The organism is uncultured Deefgea sp., from assembly GCF_947072475.1.
In the GTDB taxonomy this organism is placed as follows: Bacteria; Pseudomonadota; Gammaproteobacteria; order Burkholderiales; family Chitinibacteraceae; genus Deefgea.
This window is the reverse complement of record NZ_CAMTIA010000016.1, coordinates 18,789-40,405: the sequence shown is the minus strand read 5'-3', so window position 1 is coordinate 40,405 and position 21,617 is coordinate 18,789. Positions and strand designations below refer to the sequence as shown.

Genomic DNA, 21,617 nt, shown 5'->3' with positions numbered 1-21,617 from the left:
CTTTCCGTTTGTCGCAATCTCTTTTTTTGTAGATGGTGCGATTCGGAAAGCAAGAATTAAAAACAACAGTAAGCGTAAGAAAGCTTGACGTTAGTAATTATTCGTGGATGAACGGTAGATCCCTTGACAAAGACAGTAAATTATTCTCAATTAATTCATCCAGTAGAAAGCTAAAGTCAGTTGCGGCGTCCGACGTCGGGGCAAAATCAAAGATATTACTGCCGCAACCCACGGCGGCAGCCAGCGCTTCTTGCTCGCGGATTCTGGTTTTAAGCACTTCGCCGGGAAAGTGTTTGGTGAGTTGGCCCGCAACGGTTTCTGCGGTGATTTGATTGGGAATGTAGCGATTGATCAGGTAGCGCCTTGGGGTTCTGGATTGAAATTTTTCCAGCCCATACAGCGTTTGCGACAGCTGCATTGCGCCATTGAGCGCCAAATATTCTGCGGCCACTGGTACGAGGATGATGTCGGCGGCAAACAGTGCCGAAAAAGCAACAACCCCCAGCATCGGCGTGCAATCAATGATGATCGGCAGGCCGCTGCCGGCCAGCATTTCGGCGTGTAGGCCAAGTTTGAGTCGCCAAATATTGTCGCGATGCCGCGACACTTGGGCGTCGATTTTGCCCAGTTCAAGGTGTGAAGCAATAAATTGAATGCCACTGGGTAAGGGCGTAGCCAGATCAGACAGCGTGCTTAAGCCTTGATAAAAGCGATAAATGCTTTTGCTGCTGGGGGTTTTGATGCCATACATCGAGGTTAAATGCGCTTGCGGGTCAAGGTCGATGAGTAAGGGTTCGACGCCGTTTTTAGCGATCGCAGCGGCTAAATTGGCGGCAATCGTGGTTTTACCCACGCCTCCTTTCATATTAAAGACGGCGATTACGGTCATTTAACGTGTTCCTGTTTGCGATGTCTCGGCGATATTACGGCACTGGGCTGACGTGGATGTGTTGTCAGCCTGTCATGCGTTGTCCACTTCTGAAATCGCATTCTACCTGAAGCGGCTTTCTGACTGGGGATCGATTTGTCGGTACAGCTGGGCAAAGCCATGCATTACAATGCACCGCTTGATCCATTGCATATGAATTAGGTTTTCTTGATGACATCGATATTTCAGCGTTTAGCGCAAGAGTTGGCCTGCCGTGAGCCACAAGTTTTGGCGGCAGTGACTTTATTGGATGAGGGCGCGACCGTGCCGTTTATTTCGCGCTATCGTAAAGAACTCACCGGTGGCTTAGATGACACTCAATTGCGCCTTTTGGAAGAGCGATTGCGCTATTTGCGCGAGCTCGAAGAGCGTCGAGCCAGTGTGCTCAATACCATTCGCGAGCAAGGTCAGCTCACGGCTGATTTAGAGCGGGTATTGCTCGCTGCAGACAATAAACAAACGCTTGAAGACCTATACCTGCCTTTTAAACAAAAGCGGCGCACCAAGGCGCAAATCGCCCGCGAAGCCGGTTTGGCCCCCTTGGGTGAGGCGTTGCGACTCAATCCATTGTTGGTGCCGGAAACGGCGGCACTGGATTATTTGAGCGCCGAGCACGCCGTCAATGACGTGAAAGCGGCACTGGATGGCGCGCGGGCGATTTTGCTCGAAACATGGAGCGAAAACGCCACTTTATTGGCCGCTTTGCGCCAGCATTTGCAGCAAGAAGGGCAACTCAAAACCAGCGTCATCGCCGGGCAAGAAGGCGCCGGTGCCAAATTTAGCGATTATTTTGATTTTTCTGAGCGATTGATGGCGATGCCGTCGCATCGGTTGTTGGCGATTTTGCGCGCGCGCAACGAAGGTATTTTGGCGATTCATTTATTACTGCCTGAAGAAATCGCCGCCGGTGGCCGCATGGGCGAAGCCAATCGTTGTGAAATATTGATTGCGCGCCATGTTGGGATTGCAGCGCAAAATCGCGCAGCGGATAAATGGCTGAACGACTCAGTGCGGTTGGCGTGGCGGGCGAAAATCGGCTTGTCTTTAGAAAACGAATTACTCAGCGCGGCTCGCGAGCGAGCTGATTTAGAAGCGATTCGGGTATTTGCTTTGAATTTAAAAGACTTGCTACTGGCCGCACCGGCTGGCCCGCGCGCCACTTTGGGTTTGGATCCGGGCTTACGCACCGGCGTGAAGGTGGCGGTGGTCGATGCGACCGGTAAATTTGTCGCCCACGAAACGATTTACCCGCACGAGCCGCGCCGGGATTGGGTCGGCGCGCTCGCCGTGCTAGAGCGCCTGTGTATGACCCATCAGATTGAATTGATTGCCATTGGTAACGGCACCGCCAGCCGTGAAACCGATAAATTGGCTACTGAGTTGATTGCTCGATTAGACGGGCGCAAACCGGCGAAAGTCGTCGTTTCTGAAGCGGGGGCTTCGGTGTATTCGGCGTCGGAATTGGCGGCTAAAGAGTTTCCGGATTTGGATGTGTCGATTCGCGGCGCAGTGTCCATTGCGCGGCGTTTGCAAGACCCTTTGGCGGAGTTGGTCAAAATCGACCCCAAGGCGATTGGCGTTGGCCAGTACCAACATGATGTCAATCCGCATGAATTAGCGCGCATGCTGGACGCCGTGGTGGAGGATTGCGTGAACGCCGTCGGCGTGGATGTGAATATCGCCTCAGCGGCGCTGTTGGCAAGGGTGTCGGGCTTGAGCGCAACCATTGCTAATAACATCGTCACCTACCGTGATAGTCATGGCGTATTTGCCAATCGCAAAGCCCTGCTCAAAGTACCGCGTTTGGGTGATAAAGCGTTTGAATTGTCGGCTGGGTTTTTGCGGATTATGCAAGGCGACCATCCTTTGGACGCCTCTGCGGTTCACCCTGAAGCGTATCCATTGGTTGAGAAAATCTTGGCGCGAGTGAATAAAAATATTCGCCAGCTGATTGGCGATCGCAGTGTGTTGCAGCAGTTGGATGCGGCGAGTTTGGTGGATGCGCAATTTGGTCTGCCCACGGTGAACGACGTATTGTTTGAACTAGAAAAACCCGGGCGTGATCCGCGCCCTGAGTTTAAAACCGCGACGTTTGCCGATGGCGTTGAGCGGATTCAAGATTTAAAAGTCGATATGGTGCTCGAAGGCGTAGTCAGTAATGTGACTAATTTTGGCGCTTTTGTGGATATTGGCGTGCATCAAGATGGCTTGGTACATATCTCGTGCTTGGCCGGACGGTTTGTGAAAGACCCGCGTGAGGTGGTCAAGGCGGGTGACGTGGTGAAAGTCAAAGTCACCGAAGTCGACGTGCCGCGTAAGCGCATTGCGCTAACCATGCGCTTAAATGATGCGCCGCGCGAGCCTGCCGCCACGCAGGGTGCGCCAGCGATGACTGCGCAACAAAAAAAGGCCGCCACAGCGCCTGCGCCGCAATTGGGGGCGATGGCGGATCAGTTGGCGGCATTAAAGCTAAAGCATTCTCGCTAAGTGGGTTTGTTGCTGCGCTGTGATCTGGGCGTCGCATCGCAGCGACCTATTGCATTGATTGGCTTAACTTGAGTTTATTTGGGCTCGGTGGTTGGCCTGCTGCTGTTTGTGCTGTAGCGGCTTAGCAGTTGTTTTTGGTGTAGGCCACACAAGACCGCAACGAGGCCAAGATTGGCCTGGTTAGGGTTCGGTGTAGTGCTCACCGGGGTGGGGATTTCGGCGTAGGCATGGGTAAGCGTAAGCATAAGCATAAGCGTTTTTATTGATGAGCAAGTCTTACCGTCTTATCGGCGCTTTTGCCTGCGGCTTGAGTGTGAATTGTGTAGAGACTTGAAATATTGGCTTATTTTCTTTAGGGGTATTGGTGCGGGCTACACGTGACGGCGTTTTTATTGCCAACGCGGCGCGCTGCCTAAGCCGACCCATTCGGGATAATCGGTGATGATGCCTTCTATGGCCAAATTACGACACCCTTCATGTTCAATTTCATTGGCGGCACCATAAACAAAATGAGCAAAACCCAGTCGCTGCGCTTCATCCAGATACAAGGGGTCAAGAATCTCAAAATCCCAGATTAAGGTTTTAATTTTGCTAGAGGCATAGTTGATTTCTAGTAGGGTATTGACTGATAAAGGCCGACTAGCAAAGAGTAGGCCTAGATACGTATCAAGGGTATTTGCAGCCTCTTGGATCAGTGGGTGGTAAAATGAAGAAAGTAGCATCGGCGTTTTATGCTGTATTTTGGCTAAAGTGGCCAAGATAGACGCCAAGCCATCTGGGGTTTTAAGCTCAATATTCCAAAAAGCATCAGGAAAAGCGTCCAGCGCTTCGTTTAAGCTGGGGACGATAAAGCCAGCTTGATGCGATAATTCTTTGCGAGTCAGTGCAGCGACAGCTTGGCCGCGTGGGCTAAGCCGGTCGTGATATAAAATCGCCTCGCCATCTAAAGACCAGCGTACATCGGTTTCAATGCCGGTAAAGCCTAAGGCCAGCGCGCTGGCAAAAGCGGCGAGGGTGTTTTCGGGGTGTTGCTGTGTACAGCCGCGATGCGCGAGTAGATGCATGATGATGGCTCGATAGAGGGTGCAATAATTTTAAATTATAGGAAGAAAATGACACGTCAATTGCGCTACGCCAGCCTTAAGCCGGCTTTATTGTGCTTGGCCTTTTTGCTGTCGAGCATGCCGGCGTTGGCTGAACGGCCACGGATTGGCTTAGTGCTGGGCGGCGGCGGCGCGCGCGGCTTTGCCCACGTGGGCGTGATTAAAGTATTAGAGCAAAACCGCATTCCTGTTGATTGCGTGATTGGCACCAGTATTGGTTCATTGGTCGGCGCGGCGTATGCAGCAGGGCGCAATCCCAATGAGATGCAAACGCGGATTGTGGGGGCCAATTGGGATGATTTGATTAGCTCGACTTTGCCACGCCAGCTCAATACCTTTCGCCGCAAACAAGACGATTTGTATTCATTGATTAATGTTGAATTTGGTCTGAGCGATGGCGGTGATATCAAGCTACCGAGCGCGGCGATTAGCACCCAAAAAATTGAATTCTTTCTGCGTGATCTTACTTTTGCTGGCACGGTCAAAGATTTCGACCAGCTGGGTATTCCTTATCGGGCGATTGCCACCGATATGGAAAACGGCAGTATGGTGGTGCAAGACAGTGGTGATTTGGTGACGGCCATGCGTGCCAGTATGGCGGTGCCGGGGATTTTTCCAGCGGTCAATACCGACAACCGTATGCTGGTCGATGGCGGCTTGGTGCGCAATTTGCCGGTGGATGTGGCGCGTGACACGTGTGCTGACGTGGTGATTGCGGTCGATGTTGGCTCGCCGCCCTTAAAGCGCGATCAAATTAAAGACGTGTTTAGTGTGGCCGATCAATACACCCGCTTGATGATGATTCAAAACGTTGCGCCACAGTTAAAAAGCTTGAGCGATCAAGACGTGTTAATTACGCCTGAGTTTGGCGGTATTTCGGCGGGTGACTTTAAAAGAGGGGTGGAACTCATTGACGCCGGTGAGGTAGCAGCCAATCGGGTGTTAACGCAATTGCAGCGTTATTCGGTGAGTCCCAAAGAATATGCAGCATGGCAGGCGCAAAGAGAAGCCTCACGCTTGCAGCCCAAACCGGTGCAAAGAATTGATGTTGCGCCGACTAATGTGGTCAATCCCGAAGTGCTTAAAAATGCACTCAATATTGATATTAACCAGCCCTTGGCATCCAATGAATTTCATAGTCATTTAATGCAGGTGTATGCCAAAGGCGATCATAGCCAATTAGACTATGAGTTACGCCAAACCGGTGACGGTGAAGCGGTATCTATTTTGCCGATTGAGAAAAGCTGGGGACCTAATTACCTGAAATTTGGTTTAAGTTTTGCTACTGATTTTAGCGGCTCACAGCCGTGGAATATTAGCGCGCAATACCGCCGAACATGGCTTAATGATTTGGGTGCAGAATGGAAAACCACCGCGCAAATTGGTAGTTCGAGCATGATTAACACCGAGTTTTATCAACCCTTGCTACTCAATGAAGCGATGTTTTTAGCAACGTATTATCGCTATTTTACTGGGCCACTGTCGATTTGGCAGGGCGACCAGCAATTGGCTGAATATGAATATAATAAATCATCGGTGGGTTTTGATTTTGGTTCGGTATTATCAACGCATACCGAATTAAGAATTGGCCCGGTATTTAATGAATACAGCGGCAAGCGCTCGGTGGGTTCTTTGGTTTTTCCTGAGTCGTCTAATTATGATTACGGCATTCGATTTAATGCTTTTTATGATAATTTAGATCATTATTTCCTACCTAAAAATGGCAGTTACTTTAATGCTTATGGCTATTACGCTTTGGGCGCGGGTAAACAACAAGAAAATTATGCCCGCTATGGTTTTGTTTATCGCAAAGCCGTGCCGATTGATGGTGATGCGATTCATTTCACACTCAAAGCGCAAACAACCTATGGTGAGCAACCAGCGTTTTCTGATGTGAAATGGTTGGGCGGATTTTTGAATTTATCCAGTTATAACTATCAAGAATTGGTGGGTGAACGCTTTGTCTACGGCTCATTGCAATATCTACATGCAACGTCATTTTTGTCGGGTAGTTATATCGGCAGTGCTTTAGAAGTGGGCGGGGTGTTTGATACGCTAGATCAGCGCGTTGACGATGTGCTGCATTATTCCGCTTCGGTTTATCTGGCTTACGACAGCTTTTTAGGCCCATTGTATTTTGGTGCGGCGTATGGCGATAATCGTCAGGCACGGTTTTATATGATGCTCGGCAAGCAATTTTAATCGCTAGGGTCTGTTGGCGTTTGGTTTGCCAGCCGCGTTTGTGCGGATTTTGACCCTAGTCTGTGCGCATGATGTCTTGAAAAACGGCAGTTAAACCGCATATTTGATGGGCCATCGGCCGTTTGCCCTTGGTCTTATCTTGAGATCTAAAATGACATTGTTTGATCGATTGCTCGGCCGCACGGCCGCAGCGCCTAGCCAAGGAAATCCTGTTGTGAGTGAAGCAAATCTTGAAATTTTACGCCAAACACTGGCCACGCTAATCGATCCGGATACCGGCAAAGATTATATCGCCAGTAAATGCGTTAAAAACTTGCAATGGCAGGCAGGTGTCGTCAGCTTGGACTTGGTATTGGGTTATCCAGCACAAAGTCAATTTGCGGCGCGGCAAGCGCAAATTAGCGCCGCGTTATTGTCATTGGACGGCGTTGACGCGGTGAATGTGACGGTGAGTAGCGTGATTGCCGCGCATGCCGTGGCGCGCGGGTTGCCCTTGCAGCAAGGGATTAAAAACATTATTGCGGTGGCTTCTGGTAAAGGCGGTGTGGGTAAATCGACTACGGCAGTGAATTTGGCGCTGGCGCTGGCGGCCGAAGGCGCGCGAGTGGGTTTGTTGGACGCCGATATTTATGGCCCAAGCCTGCCAACAATGATGGGCGTCGCTGATCAACATCCGGAAACCATCGACAATAAATACATCCAGCCGATTTTGCATTATGGCGTGCAAACGATGTCGATTGGCTTTTTGATTGACCCAGAGCAGCCGATGGTGTGGCGCGGCCCAATGGTGACGCAAGCGTTAACGCAGTTACTCAATGATACCCGATGGGATGCTTTGGATTATTTGGTCATCGATTTGCCGCCGGGTACCGGCGACATTCAACTCACGCTGTCGCAAAAAGTGCCGGTGACCGGTGCAGTGATTGTAACTACGCCGCAAGACATTGCTTTGCTCGATGCGCGCAAAGGCTTAAAAATGTTTGAGAAAGTTGGCGTGCCAATTTTGGGCGTGGTGGAAAATATGAGTATGCATATTTGCAGTCAGTGCGGCCATATGGAAGCGATTTTTGGTGAAGGCGGCGGCCAAAAAATGGGTACTGAATACGGTATCGATTTATTAGGTCAATTGCCTTTGGATTTGTCGATTCGTTTGAATGCCGACGCCGGTCGCCCTAGTGTAGTGGCCGATCCAGAGGGCGAGATTGCCGGTTTGTATAAGGCGATTGCGCGGAAAGTAGCGGTCAAAATCGCCGCCAAGTCGCAGGATTTTTCCAGTAAGTTTCCGAAGATTGTGATCCAAAATACCTAAATCATAGCGCAGTCATTGGTACACAAACCTAGGCTAGTCCTTAATGCCGTTCACTTAAGCCAAGTGAACGGCATTTTTTTCTCGATTTCATTGCGGGTGTCGTTTTTGACGCAAAGGTACAGAGAAAATCAATCGAAAAACCCTGAATTTCCTCCGCGCCTCTGCGCCTCTGCGTCAGGTTTTCAGGGTATTTCAGGCGAGTCCTGGGTTTTTTATTTTGCTGCTAGCGTAGTGGCTTTGATCTGTAAAGTGGACGTTTTACGTCTAGGCGAACCCTAGCAAATATGCCAATGTAGCGCGGACAATCAAATGGAGCGGGCAATGGCAAGAAGTGAATGGGGTTCAAAAATCGGTTTTATTCTTGCTGCATCCGGTTCGGCGGTCGGTTTGGGGGCGATTTGGAAGTTCCCTTACGTGGCCGGCCAAAATGGCGGTGGGGCATTTTTATTGGTGTATTTGGCAATTACTTTTTCGATCGGCATTGCCATGCTATTGGCTGAAATGGTCATCGGCCGCGCAGCAGGGCTGTCGGCAGTTGGCGCGTTTCGGACTTTAGCTGGGCCCGCTTGGGCTTGGGTCGGTCGGATGGGTTTGTTGTGTATTTTTACGATTTTTTCTTTTTATAGCGTGATCGGCGGCTGGACCTTGATGTATATCGGCGAAGCCCTTTCTGGTGCTGCGCTGGCGAAAGATACGGCTTATTTGGGCCAGCACTTTACGGCTTTGATTGCCGATCCAGTGAATTCAATTGCATATTTGATTGCCTTTGTCGGCCTTACCGCAGCGATTGTGGTCGGTGGCGTGCAAAAAGGCATTGAATCGGTCAGTAAGGTGTTGATGCCTTTATTGTTTGTATTAATGCTGGTGCTGATCGCTCGAGCGCTGACTTTGCCCGGTGCAATGGACGGCGTGATGTGGTTTGTAACGCCCGATTGGAGCAAGGTCAATGACAGTATGTTTATTGATGCTTTGGGTTTAGCGTGTTTTTCTTTATCTGTTGGCTGCGGAACGATGATTGCCTACGGTTCGTATTTGGGGCGCGATATTCAGCTCGGTAGCGCGGCAGTCTGGGTGGCCGCATTAGCGGTGTTGGCGTGTTTATTGGCCGGTTTGATGGTGTTGCCTGCGGTGTTTGCCTTTGGCATGGACCCTGCTGCGGGGCCGGGTTTGACGTTTATTACCATGCCAGCGGTGTTTGCCAGCATGCCGGGCGGGCAGTTTTTTGCCGTGGCTTTTTTCTGCTTATTACTGGTTGCGGCACTGACTTCGTCGATTTCAATGCTTGAGCCGATTGTGAGTTTTTTGATTGATGAATTTCATTGGTCACGCAAAACCGCAGTGATTGTCAGCCTGTGCGCGGTGATTTTGGCGGCGATTCCGGCGGCTTTGTCGTTCGGGATTTGGTCCGATGCCAAATTATTTAATCGCACCACGTTTGAATTAATGGATTATCTGGCATCCAATTTATTGCTGCCTTTAGGCGGTATGGCCAGTGCAATCTGTGTTGGTTGGGTGATTTGGCAACGCAGTAGTGCCGAGATTACGCAGCAGGGCGCACGCGCACCTTGGTTGCCGGTATTTCGCTTAACCAGCGCCGTGGTAGCGCCCGCTTTGATTGCCTGGGTGTTTGTAAAGGGTTTGTAAACTAAAAGGCTTGTAACCCGTTAGTACGAGTGACGCTTAAATTCAGATTTCGCCCCAGCGTGTTGTTGGGGCGTTTTGTTGTGCGGCGGCAGTTTATTGGTAATTTTTGTATGATGAGCTGTTTGAGCAGGCCTTGAATGGATTTGAGTTGGATCTTTTGCTTCAAGCATTGGATGGCTGAGGTAAAATGCGCCCATTCTCTTGTTTGAAGCTATCGTGCGCCTGACTCATATTAAATTATCTGGTTTTAAGTCCTTCGTTGATCCAACGACCATCCCAGTTCCGGGGCAGTTGGTGGCGGTGTGTGGGCCCAATGGTTGCGGCAAATCCAATGTGATTGATGCGGTGCGCTGGGTGCTGGGCGAATCATCCGCCAAGCAATTGCGCGGCGAATCGATGCAAGACGTGATTTTTAATGGCTCGACCACGCGTAAGGCGGTCAGTCGGGCGGCGGTGGAGTTGGTGTTTGATAATAGTGCCGGCTTGCTCGCTGGGGCTTGGCAAGCGTATGCCGAAATCAGCATTAAGCGGGTGCTGACTCGGCAGGGCGATTCATCGTATTTTATTAATCAGCAAGCGGTGCGCCGCCGCGATATTACCGAGCTCTTTATGGGTACCGGTGTCGGTAAGTCCGGTTACGCGATTATTGAGCAAGGGATGATTAACCGCATTATCGAGGCCAAGCCCGATGAATTGCGGCAATATTTGGAAGAGGCGGCTGGCGTTTCTAAATACAAAGAGCGGCGCCGCGAGACCGAAAGTCGCATTGCCGATACTAGGGACAATTTAGCGCGGGTGGCCGATATTCAACTCGAGCTGCAACGGCAAATCGACACCTTGAGCCGCCAAGCTGGCGTTGCCCAGCAATATCAAACTTTAAGCCAACACATCGCGCAAGCCGAGCAATTGCAAGCTTTGCAAAGAAAAATCGATGCAGCGGTGGCTGCTGACGCCGCGCACTTGGCTTTGCTACAAGCGCAAACGCAATTAGAAGCCGCATTGGCGCAGGTGACTGCCGCTGAGGCGCAACTTGAATGCTTGCGTGAAAGTCATTTTGTTGCCAGTGATGTGTTGCAAGCGGCGCAGGCGGACCTTTATGCCGCCAATGCCGAAGTAGCGAGAATCGAGCAAACCTTGCTGCATTTAAAGCAAAATAGCGAGCGCTTGGCGCAGCAAATTGCGCAGTGCGAGCGGGATGAACAAGCGCAGCAGCAATCGGCCAGCGATATTCAATTGGCTTTATTGCAATGCCATGATCAGCAAGAGGATTTGCAACTGGCATCAGAAACTGCCGCTATGGCCTTGGCCGAGGCCAGTTTAAGCTTGCCCGATCAAGAGCAAGAGCGCCATTTCGCCGAGCAAGCGTGGCAGGCGCTCAACGCGCAACTGGCGGCTGAGCACAGTGCTCAGCAATTGCAGCTGCAAGAGCGGCAATTTGTGCAGCGCCAGATTGGCCAGCTCAATACCCAACAGCAGCAGCTGCAGACTGAATTAAATCAGTTGGCGCCGGTAGCGCTGGCTGAAGATTTACCCGAGCAAATTGACGAATATCGCTACCAGCTGGCCGAATTAGAATTAACCTTGGCCGAACAAGCCCAGTCGCGCTTGGTATTGGATGCAGAGTTGGCGCAGCAGCACAGCACGGCGCAGCAGTTGCAAGACGATGTCACGCAACTGGCCGCGCGCGAGCAGGCTTTGCGTGAAGTGTTAACTGTCGCCACCAGTGCGGCGTTGTCGCCGTGGTTGGCGCAAAATCAGTTGCAAGACGCGCCGCAGTTAAGTGAATTATTGCGCGTGGCTGCCGGTTGGGAGCTTGCCGTTGAAGCGGTATTGGGGCAAAAAATGCAAGGGATCTTGGCTAGCGTTGATTGCGCGCCGCCGAGTGCCTTGTTTGTATTGAGCCCAGCGCCAGTGACGGGCCCAGTTCATCCGCAGAGCTTGTGGCAACATGTGGCAAACAGTGACGCGCGTTTGCATGCGGGCTTGCAAGCACTGCTGGGTACGGTGCTGTGCGTTGAGCATACGGCGCAGCTTTGGACGCAGCAATCAGACATTCCAGAAGGGTATAGCTGGGTGTCGATGGATGGCCATATCGCTACCCGATATACCCTTGATTTTTTTGCCGGTCAGTCGGCGGATGCTGGACGATTAGCGCGGCAAGCCGAATTACGCAAAGTGTCCGCAGCGCTCGATACGGCGCAGCAAGCACAGCAAAGCCATGCGCCGATATTGGCGCAAACGCAGCTCGAACACGCTGCCTTATTGCAAGCGCAACAGCAAAGCCAAGCGCAATACGCGCAGCGCGCCCAAACCTTGCCAGCATTAGAAAATGAATGGCGTCGTCAGCAAGAGCAGCAAGCGCAGCGGCAATCACGCCTTGATCAAGTGCAACAAACATTGGCGCAAATCAGCCAGCAATTGAGCGAAGAAAGCACCCATTCGGCGGCCTTAGATACTGAGCTTGAGCGGCTGGCTGTGTCTTTATTGCAATTGCAAACCCAAGAGCAGCAAGCTCGTGCGAGTAAAGAAGGATTTCAGGCGTCGCAAAGCCAACATAGTTTGCAGCTGCGTGAACTAGAGCGCTCGGCACAAAGTGCGCAATTTGCCGTGGTGAATAAGGCGCAGCAGATCAGTGGTTTACAGCAGCGCCAAATTGACCTTGATCGACAGCGTGAGCAGCAAAGCCAGCGCAAACAGGCGCTAGAGCAAGAGGCGCAAACCATTCAGGTTGATGAAATTGACGCGCAGTTTCAAGTCTTGCTCGCGCGGCGCGCTGCGCAAGAACAGTTATTAACGCAGGCCAAAGAAGCACTCAATCAGCATGCCACCACGCTGCGTGAGCAAGAAGCAATCAAGCAAAATGCCGAAAAAGCCGCCGCCACGCAGCGCGATGCCTTGGAGCAAATGCGCTTAACTGAGCAAGAAACCCGGCTCAATTTGGCGCGTTACGCTGATGAAATGCTGGCTTTGGCGGTGGATGAAGTCGCGCTGCAGCCATTATTGGGGCGTAGCGTCAAAGCTTACGCGGCTGAAATTAGTCGCTTGACTGGGCAATTGAGCCAGTTGGGCCCAGTGAATTTGGCGGCGATGCAAGAATTGGCGGCCAATGAAGAGCGGCAAAGCTATTTGGCCGAGCAAACGCGGGATTTGGAGCAGGCGATGACCACGCTGAGCGCGGCGATTACCCGCATTGATAAAGAAACCCGCAGTCTATTGCAATCGACTTACGATAGTGTGAATACCAATTTGCAAGAGTTGTTCCCGGCGCTGTTTGGTGGTGGGCATGCTGAGTTGACATTGACTGGCGATGAAATATTAGATTCGGGCATGAGTTTGATGGCGCAACCTCCGGGTAAGAAAAATGCAACCATTCACTTGTTGTCAGGTGGTGAAAAAGCACTGACAGCATTAAGTCTGGTATTCTCTCTGTTCAAGCTTAATCCGGCGCCTTTTTGCCTATTAGATGAGGTCGATGCACCGCTGGACGATGCCAATACGCTACGTTTTTGCGAATTAGTAAAAAAAATGGCACAGCACACGCAATTTTTGTACATTAGCCACAATAAATTAACCATGGAAATGGCGCAGCAATTGGTCGGCGTGACGATGCAAGAGCAAGGCGTATCGCGGATTGTGGCGGTCGATATTGAAGCCGCACTAAAAATGCGTGAGCCTGAATTTAATTAAGAGATATTCAATTTATCACTTTGCAGTGGGCGCTAAATCGTTATGCCGCACCGCTGATTGGTGGTGATTTGAGCTAGATCGGTACTTTGCCCAAGCGTCAGCAGACCCTAGTGCAGGGTGCAAAATATAATTAACGCGTAAATTAATTACGCCTAAGTTGAGACCTAAATAAAACAATGACTGAGTTGCAGATTTATTCCTTAGTCGGTGCCGGTGGGATTGTCGCCGCAGTGTATGGATTTAATTGGTGGCAAGAATACCGCTTTCGCCAGCAAGCGAATAAGGCGTTCGCGCGCAATCAGCCCGATGTATTACTCAATACGCCCAAAAACATGGTGCGTAAGGGCGATGGGCAGCGTCTGGAGCCGATTTTAGAGCCAACGCCGGTCGCGGAATCCGCGCCACTTTACGATGAAAATCGCTTGGATCAGGCCGAATACGATGTGCCCGATTTAAGTGAAGCGCAATTGAGCGATGCGCAGTTAAGTAATACGAGCAAATCGACGTTAAGCGACGATATGCCCGATGATATTCCTGAAATGCCACCGGCCTATCGCTCGATGTATACGCCGCCAGCGCCGGTAGAACCTATTGCGCCAGCTTATACTGAGCCGACTTTTTCTGCGCCACCACCGCTTGCACCCGCTGCGCCAGCAGTCGCTGCCGTGCCGACTATGCAGCACGAGGTGGTCGATGAAGTGGTATTGGCCGGCAGTTTGCTCGATCCAGCGTTAGATTTTATTGCCGAAGTGCATGCGCCCGATGCGATCTCTGCGTCTGAAGTGCCGCCGTTCCCAGCCAATAAGCGGATTCAGGTTTTGGGTTTAAACCAAAACAAGCAATGGGAAATGCTCAATAGCACCACGCGGGGCCGCTTTAAAGAATTGCGCATTGGCTTACAAATGGCCGATCGGCAAGGCGCGTTAAGCCAGGAGTCACTCAATGCGTTTTGCATGGGCGTGCAGCAATTTGCCGACGCACTCGATGCTTCGGTGACCTTTCCGCAGCGCGCCGCCAAGCTCAATTTGGCGACAGAGCTCGACGAATTTTGTGCGTCGGTCGATGTATTGATTGGTTTAAATATTCCCGCTGGTAGCCGGCCATTGCCGATGGAAAAAGTGCGTATTTTGGCGGAGCAAGCCGGTTTGGTGCGTCATCAGGCCGATGGCACGTTCCAATATCGCAGTGATTCAGGCAAAACCTTATTTGTTTTAGCCAACCAAGACCAAACACCGTTGATGTCGACTTCGCAAGGGCTAACTTTGCTATTTGACGTGCCGCGCGTAGCGGGTGGATTGGCGGTGTTTGATTATCTGGCTGATTTTGCGCAAAACTTGGCAACGGCCTTGCATTGCGATTTGGTCGATGACAATCAAAAACCGCTGAATGCAGCCAGCTTAGCCAATATCCGTAAGCAACTGAGCGGCCTGTATGCCAGCATGGATGATCGCGGCATTGCGCCCGGCTCGATGGCGGCGCTGCGTTTGTTTGCCTAGGGGCTGGGCGCTTTTCGCGGTGACTCTGCGTTGTAGCAAGCTCACATAGAATGACTATGCATCGCTTACTACGCCTTGATTCGCCACGAAAATCGCTCCAGCGCGGCGGGAAACCAAGCGTCAACAGACCCTAGATGGTTAAGATGGGCCACGCTGTTGGCCTTACCGATTTATTGAGTATCGAGTGGTATAGAGTGAATAACGCCGCTTCGGCTGAAGCGGCGTTTGCTATTGAAGTCCCTAATTTGGAAATTGAATCATGCTTGAAACTGCACAGCGCGCCGAGCAATTGCGCGAAGAACTCAACCGGTATGCGTATGAATACTATGTGCTCGATCAGCCAACGGTGCCGGATGCCGAGTACGACCGTTTGTTTCAGGCTTTGCAGGCGCTAGAAATCGCGTATCCCGAATTAAAAACTGCCGATTCGCCCACACAGCGCGTGGGTGGCGCGGTCTTGCCGCAGTTTTTGCCGGTAAGGCATGTGATCCCGATGCTGTCGATTCGCACCGAAACCGACGTCACGGCGCAAGGCGCTTTGGCGTTTGACGCCAGTGTGCGAAAAGAGTTGGATTTAGGGGCGAGTGCACCCGAAATTGAATACGCCGCTGAATTAAAGTTTGACGGTCTGGCAATTAGTTTGCGCTATGAAGACGGCGTCTTGGTGCAGGCCGCAACCCGTGGCGACGGCGCAACGGGTGAGGATGTGACGCAAAATATTCGCACGATTAAGCAAATCCCATTGCGACTACGCGCCAGCCAAGGCGTAGAGGCTGCGCCGCACTGGCCCAAAGTGCTCGAAGTGCGTGGTGAGGTGTATATGCGCCGCGATGATTTTGAAAAACTCAATGCGCGCCAAAGCGAGTTGGGTGAAAAAACCTTTGTAAATCCACGCAATACCGCCGCCGGTGCAGTGCGCCAGTTAGACCCTAAAATTGCCGCCGAGCGGCCTTTATCGTTTTATGGGTATGGGCTGGGGGCGATTGAAGGCTGGGATCTGCAGCCCAATACCCATAGTGGGGTGCTGGATGCTTTGGCTGAATTTGGTTTTCCGGTGTGCGAGATTCGTGAAGTAGTGCAAGGCGGTCAGGGTTTGGTGGCCTTCCATCAGCGCGTAGCGCAACTGCGCGATACGCTGCCGTTTGATATCGACGGTGTGGTTTACAAAGTCAATTCTTTGGAGCTGCAGCGCCAGCTGGGTTTTCGCACCCGCGAGCCGCGCTGGGCAGTGGCGCATAAATACCCCGCGCAAGAAGCGCTCACCGTCGTCGAGGCGATTGATGTGCAAGTGGGCCGTACTGGCGCTTTAACGCCGGTAGCGCGCTTGGCACCGGTGTTTGTTGGCGGTGTGACCGTCACCAATGCCACGCTGCACAATCAAGATGAAATTGATCGCAAAGACGTTCGCATCGGCGACACCGTCGTTGTGCGCCGTGCCGGTGACGTGATTCCCGAGGTGGTTTCGGTAGTGATCGAGCGCCGACCGATGGTCGAGGTATCGGGTGCTGATCTATTTGATGCCCAGCTTGCAGCGCAATACCCCGCCTATCGACTGCCTGAGCAATGCCCGGTTTGTGGCTCGCATGCGGTGCGCGAAGAAGGTGAGGCGGTCACGCGCTGCACCGGTGGGCTAATTTGTGCTGCGCAGCGCAAAGAAGCGGTGCGGCATTTTGCTTCGCGCCGCATGATGGATATCGACGGCCTTGGCGAGCGGTATATCGATAATTTGGTGGATTTGGGCTATGTCACCAGCCTGGCCGATTTGTATCGTTTAACGCTGGACGACTTTTTGGCAATGAAGCGCCGCGCCGATGAGCGCGATGGCGTCACGCCAGAAAGCGTTAAAGCCGGACAAGTCACCAGTAAATGGGCCGAGAATTTATTGGCAGGGATAGAGGCCAGTAAACGCCCGCCGTTGGCGCGATTTATTTTTGCGCTCGGCATTCGCCATGTGGGTGAGTCCACCGCCAAAACGCTGGCCGATTGGTTGGGTAGCCTAGCGCGAATTCGCCATGCTCCCGCGCCTTTGCTGCGCGTATTGCCCGATATTGGCAGCACAGTGGCTGCTGCATTGGCCGAATTTTTGGCCGAGCCGCATAACCAGCAAGTGATTGATGACTTTTTGGCATTGGGCGTCGCGCCGCAAGGCGAGCATGCGCCACAGCCAGCTTTGCGCGAAAAACTCACGCCTGCGGCAATGTTGGCGGCATTGGAAATTCCTAAATTAACCGCAGCGCGCTGTAATGCGCTAGCTCGATCGTTCACCAACTTGGCCGATTTACACGAATTTAGCCTTGGCCGCTTGCAAGACGCAGGCTTGCCGCTGGATGTCGCCCAGTCTTTATTGGCTTGGCTGGCAACACCGGCGGCGCAAGTGCTGGCGCAGCTCGATACCCTGCGCGCCGAATTATTGGCTGCGCTACCTGAGGCGGATGCCGTGGCGCAAGGCGTGTTAAGCGGAAAAACCGTCGTGCTCACCGGCACATTGCCGACATTAAGCCGCGATGAAGCTAAAGCGATGGTCGAAGCCGCCGGCGGTAAGGTGTCGGGCAGTGTCTCGAAAAAAACCGACTATGTCGTAGCGGGTGAGGCGGCGGGGAGTAAATTGCAAAAGGCTGAGGAATTGGGCGTAGCGGTGTTGAGCGAGGCCGATTTGATTCAGTTGTTGGCCTAGGGTATCTGCTGGTAGCTGTTTTTTGGTAAGGGCTGTAATGATATACCTATGAATGATTGGTAATCTTCAGATTACGTGTTGATAGTGATTAAAGCTTCGCGGCATTCCCTCTCCCTTGATGGGAGAGGGCTAGGGTGAGGGTGATGCTACGAGCGTGCTTGCCCGCGAAGGTTTTCTTATTTAGCGCGCAGGGCGAGCCCGCCGCTTCAAATACCACGTTTTTTGTCGGTCTCTAAAGCAAAAATACGATCAACAACCGGTTTGTCATCGCTCTCACGGCAATCAGCAAGCGCATGTACATTTTGTTTAGAAAAATAAACAAATTTTAAGTCGAGGTAAGTATTGACTTTGCTGTTTAAATGATTAAACATAACGGTATGCGTAAGTCTGATGCTCTACAATTATTTGGTTCACAAACCCGTCTCGCCGAAGCCTTGGGCTTGGGGCGTTCTGCGGTTTCGCAGTGGCCGGATCAACTCAATCAAAAACAATCCGATCAAGTGATGGGCGCCGCATTGCGCCTAGGCTTGATCGCGTCACCTGTTCAACAAGGAAGTTCCATGCAAAAAATCCGCAAAGCCGTATTCCCTGTCGCCGGTATGGGTACGCGTTTCTTGCCAGCCACTAAGGCCAGCCCCAAAGAAATGATGTCAATCGTCGATAAACCGCTGATTCAATACGCGGTAGAAGAAGCGTTGGCTGCGGGCATTACCGAAATGATTTTTATCACTGGTCGACATAAACGCAGTATTGAAGACCACTTTGATAAAGCCGGTGAGCTAGAGGCGGATTTAGAAGCCAAACAAAAAACCAAATTGCTCGAAATCTTGCGCGGGATTATTCCTAAGTCGGTCACGTGTATTTATATTCGCCAGCCAGAAGCCTTGGGTTTGGGGCACGCGGTATTGTGCGCCAAGCCAGTGGTGGGTGATGAGCCATTCGCGGTGATTTTGGCCGACGATTTAATCGACGGCAATGGCGTGTCCGAAATGAAGCGCATGGTCGACGTGTTTGACGACACGCATTGCTCGGTACTCGGGGTTGAAAAAGTAGCGATGGAAGAAACCGGTAGCTACGGCATTGTTGAAGTGTCTGAACACGCCGGCCGTTTGCGCATTGGCAATATCGTTGAAAAACCAAAACCGGAAGAAGCCCCCTCAAATTTGGCCGTGGTTGGCCGATATATCCTTACCCCGAGGATTTTTCATCACTTGCAGCACGTGCAGCCGGGTAAAGGTGGCGAAATCCAGCTCACCGACGGCATTTTTGCCTTAATGCAAGAGCAACACATCCTCGCCCACAAGCTAGAAGGCACCCGCTACGACTGCGGCAGCAAAATCGGCTTTTTGAAAGCGACGGTTGAATTGGGGATGAAACACCACGAAGTGGGTGAGGAATTTACTGCTTATTTAAAAGATTTTTGCCAAGCAAAGTAAATGTGAGTAATGAATGAAACAAAAGGGTGCTACTTCTGGTAGCACCCTTTTTGTTTATTTAATATGGTGCTTGGTTTGTTGCGAGCCATTGTTGTTTTGGCTTTTGTGTTGGACTGCAATCAGTGATTTTTTTAATTCTAAGTCATAAAGAAAAAGCGTAAGTTTTGAGTTTTATTTAATGATTCCTAAGTTTTTAACCGTCGTTCATTGATTGAGAAGTTTGATGAGAACCTGCCCCGTTTGTGCAAGCCACTTCCCCAATTTTCTTCCCTTGCCGATTAGTTTTTTTGAAATCTTTCATCGTTTGAATGTGCCTTATTCATTAGATGATTTTGAAACGCTGAATATTGCTCAATACAGCTGTCCGGTTTGTCAGGCATCGGATCGAGATCGATTATATGCACTTTATATTCACTCTCAGTTTGTCCGTACGCGACGTTCAAAATTGCGAGTTCTGGATATTGCACCTGCTTCAGGGTTATCTCGAATATTGCGCAGCTTACCGGAGGTCGCATATCGCTCTGCCGATCTTTATTCGGCATTAGCTGACGAACGTGTGGATGTGATGGACATGCGCTGCTATCCAGATCAATCCTTTGATTTTGTTGTCTGTTCTCATGTCTTAGAACATGTGAAAGATGATTCGGTGGCCATTGCTGAAATTTATCGAGTACTCGCACCGGACGGCTGCGCCATCTTAATGGTGCCTATTTTGACTACGGCGACGATGATTGACGAAGATGTGGAACTTATGGATGTGAACGAGCGCTGGCGTCGGTTTGGTCAGGATGATCATGTTCGAATGTATACCCAGTCATCGTTTTTAGCGCGTCTTGAACGCGGCGGGTTTTCCGTTGTTCAGTTTGGAGTGGTAGATTTTGGCGCTGAAGCATTTCGTCGACATGGCATCACGCCAGGTTCAATTTTGTATATAGGAAAAAAGGAGCTGACACGTGAGTGAACGGATTCCTTTGTTGCGGCCGTTGATGCCTGATGCCGATGCATTATTGCCGTACCTGCAACAAATCGATACCAACCGTTGGTATACCAATTTTGGCCCATTGGTTCGCCAACTTGAATCACGAATCTCTGATACGTTTATGCGAGAACCTGCTCCGGTGCAGGTCGTTACTGTTGCCAATGGAACTGTCGGACTTGAGTTGGCGCTGGCGGCCTTGGGATTAAAGAGGGGATCGAAAGTCCTGTTGCCAGCTTTGACTTTTGTTGCAACGGCTTCAGCCGCTTTGCGCGTCGGTTATTTACCGTTGATTTGCGATGTTGATTCGGAATCTTGGTTACTGACGCCAGCCATCGCGCGTGAGATGTTGCAACAGCAGCCATTTGATGTGGTCATGCCGGTTGCTACATTTGGTGTGCCTCAACCTGTTGGGGAATGGGACAATTTTACTGCTGAAACGGGTATTCCTGTCGTGATTGATGCTGCGGGAGCTTACGGTAATCAGGCTATTGGGGTGACAACACGTGTTGTATTTAGTTTGCACGCAACTAAAGCATTGGGGGCAGGAGAAGGGGGCTTAGTTGTAAGTAGACAATTTAGTTTTGCCGAGAAAGTGCGCCAATTGAGTAATTTTGGAATTGATTTTGCAAGTGGCGGCTTAGTTTTTGATCCTGGAGAAAACGGAAAAATGAGTGAGTACCATGCCGCCATTGCGCATGCGGCATTGGATGCGTGGAAAAAAACCTGCGCCACAAGGTTGGATTTACAGCAGCAGTATCAGCGTGCGTTGGCGCAGCATTGCCCTTCAGTGCAGGTGCAAAGGCGCCCAGTCTCTGGAATTTATCCCATTCAAGTGGTGCTCTTGCCAGAAGGGATGCAAGCAAAGCGTGTGCAGTCTGCACTATTGGATTATCTAATAGAAAGCCGTCAATGGTATTGCCCTACTTTGGATATTCACCCTGCTTTTGCTGGCTATAAGGCCGGAGATTTACCAATATCGCACGCATTGTCCGAGCGCTTGTTAGGTTTGCCTTATTCAATTGATATGACCGAAGCTCAAATTGAGCGCGTTTGTATCTGTCTGCACGACATTCTTGGAGTGGATTGAGATGGCTTTACTTGATGTAAGTACCATGGGATTTGCTTCAGTTGGTGAGAATGTACGTATTTATGCGGGAGCAAAAATCATCGGGTGTGAGCATATCCATATTGGAAGTAATGTCATTATTGATGACTTTGTTTTGATTTATGCGACTGCACCCATTGTGATAGGTAGCTATGTCCATATAGCTTCTTTTGCATCAATTAGTGGCGGAGGTGAAGTCGTATTGGGGGATTTTTCTGGTTTGTCATCTGGAGTGCGCATTATCTGTGGTAGCGAAGATTTTCTGGGTGGTGGGTTGACTAATCCGACTGTGCCAGTGCGGTTTAGAAAAGTGATTCGCTCATTTGTGCGTATTGGTCGCCACGCCATAATTGGGGCGAATAGTGTCATTATGCCTGGCGTTGAAATTGGTGAAGGTTGTGCTATTGGAGCGATGGCCGTAGTGAATAAATCGCTGACTGCATGGGGCGTATATGTGGGGACACCTGTGCGTCGATTGCGAGAGCGAGAATCCGAGACAATTTTACGGCTTGAGAGTGATTTACTCGCAGAAAAACCTTTTGACTTTTGAGCCTTTGCTTGTTTTTT

13 protein-coding genes are annotated in these 21,617 nt (G+C 51.0%); 11 read left to right on the top strand and 2 right to left on the bottom strand.

The genetic code is table 11. The annotated features are described in order from the left end of the window. Positions 1–97 precede the first annotated feature (97 nt). Positions 98–889 (bottom strand): ParA family protein, encoded by a 792-nt coding sequence (locus tag Q0V82_RS07595; RefSeq protein WP_297574269.1) that lies wholly within the window; start codon positions 887–889, stop codon positions 98–100. 210 nt (positions 890–1,099) lie between these two features. Here Q0V82_RS07595 and Q0V82_RS07590 point away from each other — a divergent pair, with 210 nt between their 5' ends. After that, positions 1,100–3,415, top strand: coding sequence for a Tex family protein (locus Q0V82_RS07590; RefSeq protein WP_374758532.1), 2,316 nt, complete (start codon positions 1,100–1,102; stop codon positions 3,413–3,415). Positions 3,416–3,804: 389 nt separating this feature from the next. Here the strand turns inward: Q0V82_RS07590 and Q0V82_RS07585 are convergent, their stop codons facing one another. Further along, positions 3,805–4,479, bottom strand: coding sequence for a glycerophosphodiester phosphodiesterase (locus Q0V82_RS07585; RefSeq protein ID WP_297574264.1), 675 nt, complete (start codon positions 4,477–4,479; stop codon positions 3,805–3,807). Positions 4,480–4,527: 48 nt separating this feature from the next. On the opposite strand from Q0V82_RS07585, the gene Q0V82_RS07580 reads away from it, so the two are divergent. From Q0V82_RS07580 to Q0V82_RS07535, 10 genes are all read left to right on the top strand, one after another. Then, a complete protein-coding gene (locus Q0V82_RS07580) occupies positions 4,528–6,720 on the top strand; it encodes a patatin-like phospholipase family protein (protein WP_297574262.1) in 2,193 nt (730 codons plus the stop codon). Positions 6,721–6,871: 151 nt separating this feature from the next. Further along, the gene (gene apbC, locus Q0V82_RS07575; RefSeq protein ID WP_297574259.1) at positions 6,872–8,029 is read left to right on the top strand and encodes an iron-sulfur cluster carrier protein ApbC; all 1,158 of its coding nucleotides are present in this window, start codon (positions 6,872–6,874) and stop codon (positions 8,027–8,029) included. 321 nt (positions 8,030–8,350) lie between these two features. After that, positions 8,351–9,673, top strand: coding sequence for a sodium-dependent transporter (locus Q0V82_RS07570; protein WP_297574256.1), 1,323 nt, complete (start codon positions 8,351–8,353; stop codon positions 9,671–9,673). A 216-nt stretch (positions 9,674–9,889) separates the two neighbouring features. Next, positions 9,890–13,360: a chromosome segregation protein SMC gene (gene smc / locus Q0V82_RS07565; protein ID WP_297574254.1), complete on the top strand. Its 3,471-nt coding sequence runs from the start codon at positions 9,890–9,892 to the stop codon at positions 13,358–13,360. Positions 13,361–13,536: 176 nt separating this feature from the next. After that, positions 13,537–14,856 carry a cell division protein ZipA C-terminal FtsZ-binding domain-containing protein gene (locus tag Q0V82_RS07560; protein WP_297574251.1) on the top strand — a complete coding sequence of 440 codons (1,320 nt, stop codon included), beginning with the start codon at positions 13,537–13,539 and terminating at the stop codon, positions 14,854–14,856. Between the two features lie 259 nt (positions 14,857–15,115). Continuing rightward, positions 15,116–17,530 (top strand): NAD-dependent DNA ligase LigA, encoded by a 2,415-nt coding sequence (gene ligA / locus Q0V82_RS07555; protein ID WP_297574248.1) that lies wholly within the window; start codon positions 15,116–15,118, stop codon positions 17,528–17,530. A gap of 560 nt (positions 17,531–18,090) precedes the next feature. Next, positions 18,091–18,966: a UTP--glucose-1-phosphate uridylyltransferase GalU gene (gene galU, locus Q0V82_RS07550; protein ID WP_173534735.1), complete on the top strand. Its 876-nt coding sequence runs from the start codon at positions 18,091–18,093 to the stop codon at positions 18,964–18,966. Between the two features lie 223 nt (positions 18,967–19,189). Then, entirely contained in the window at positions 19,190–19,927 is a 738-nt protein-coding gene (locus Q0V82_RS07545; protein WP_297574246.1) for a class I SAM-dependent methyltransferase, read from the top strand. 25 nt (positions 19,928–19,952) lie between these two features. Beyond that, positions 19,953–21,032, top strand: coding sequence for a DegT/DnrJ/EryC1/StrS aminotransferase family protein (locus tag Q0V82_RS07540; RefSeq protein WP_297574244.1), 1,080 nt, complete (start codon positions 19,953–19,955; stop codon positions 21,030–21,032). A 1-nt stretch (position 21,033) separates the two neighbouring features. Next, on the top strand, positions 21,034–21,600 hold the full coding sequence (locus Q0V82_RS07535; RefSeq protein ID WP_297574241.1) for a DapH/DapD/GlmU-related protein: 567 nt from the start codon (positions 21,034–21,036) through the stop codon (positions 21,598–21,600). The last annotated feature ends 17 nt before the right edge of the window (positions 21,601–21,617 follow it).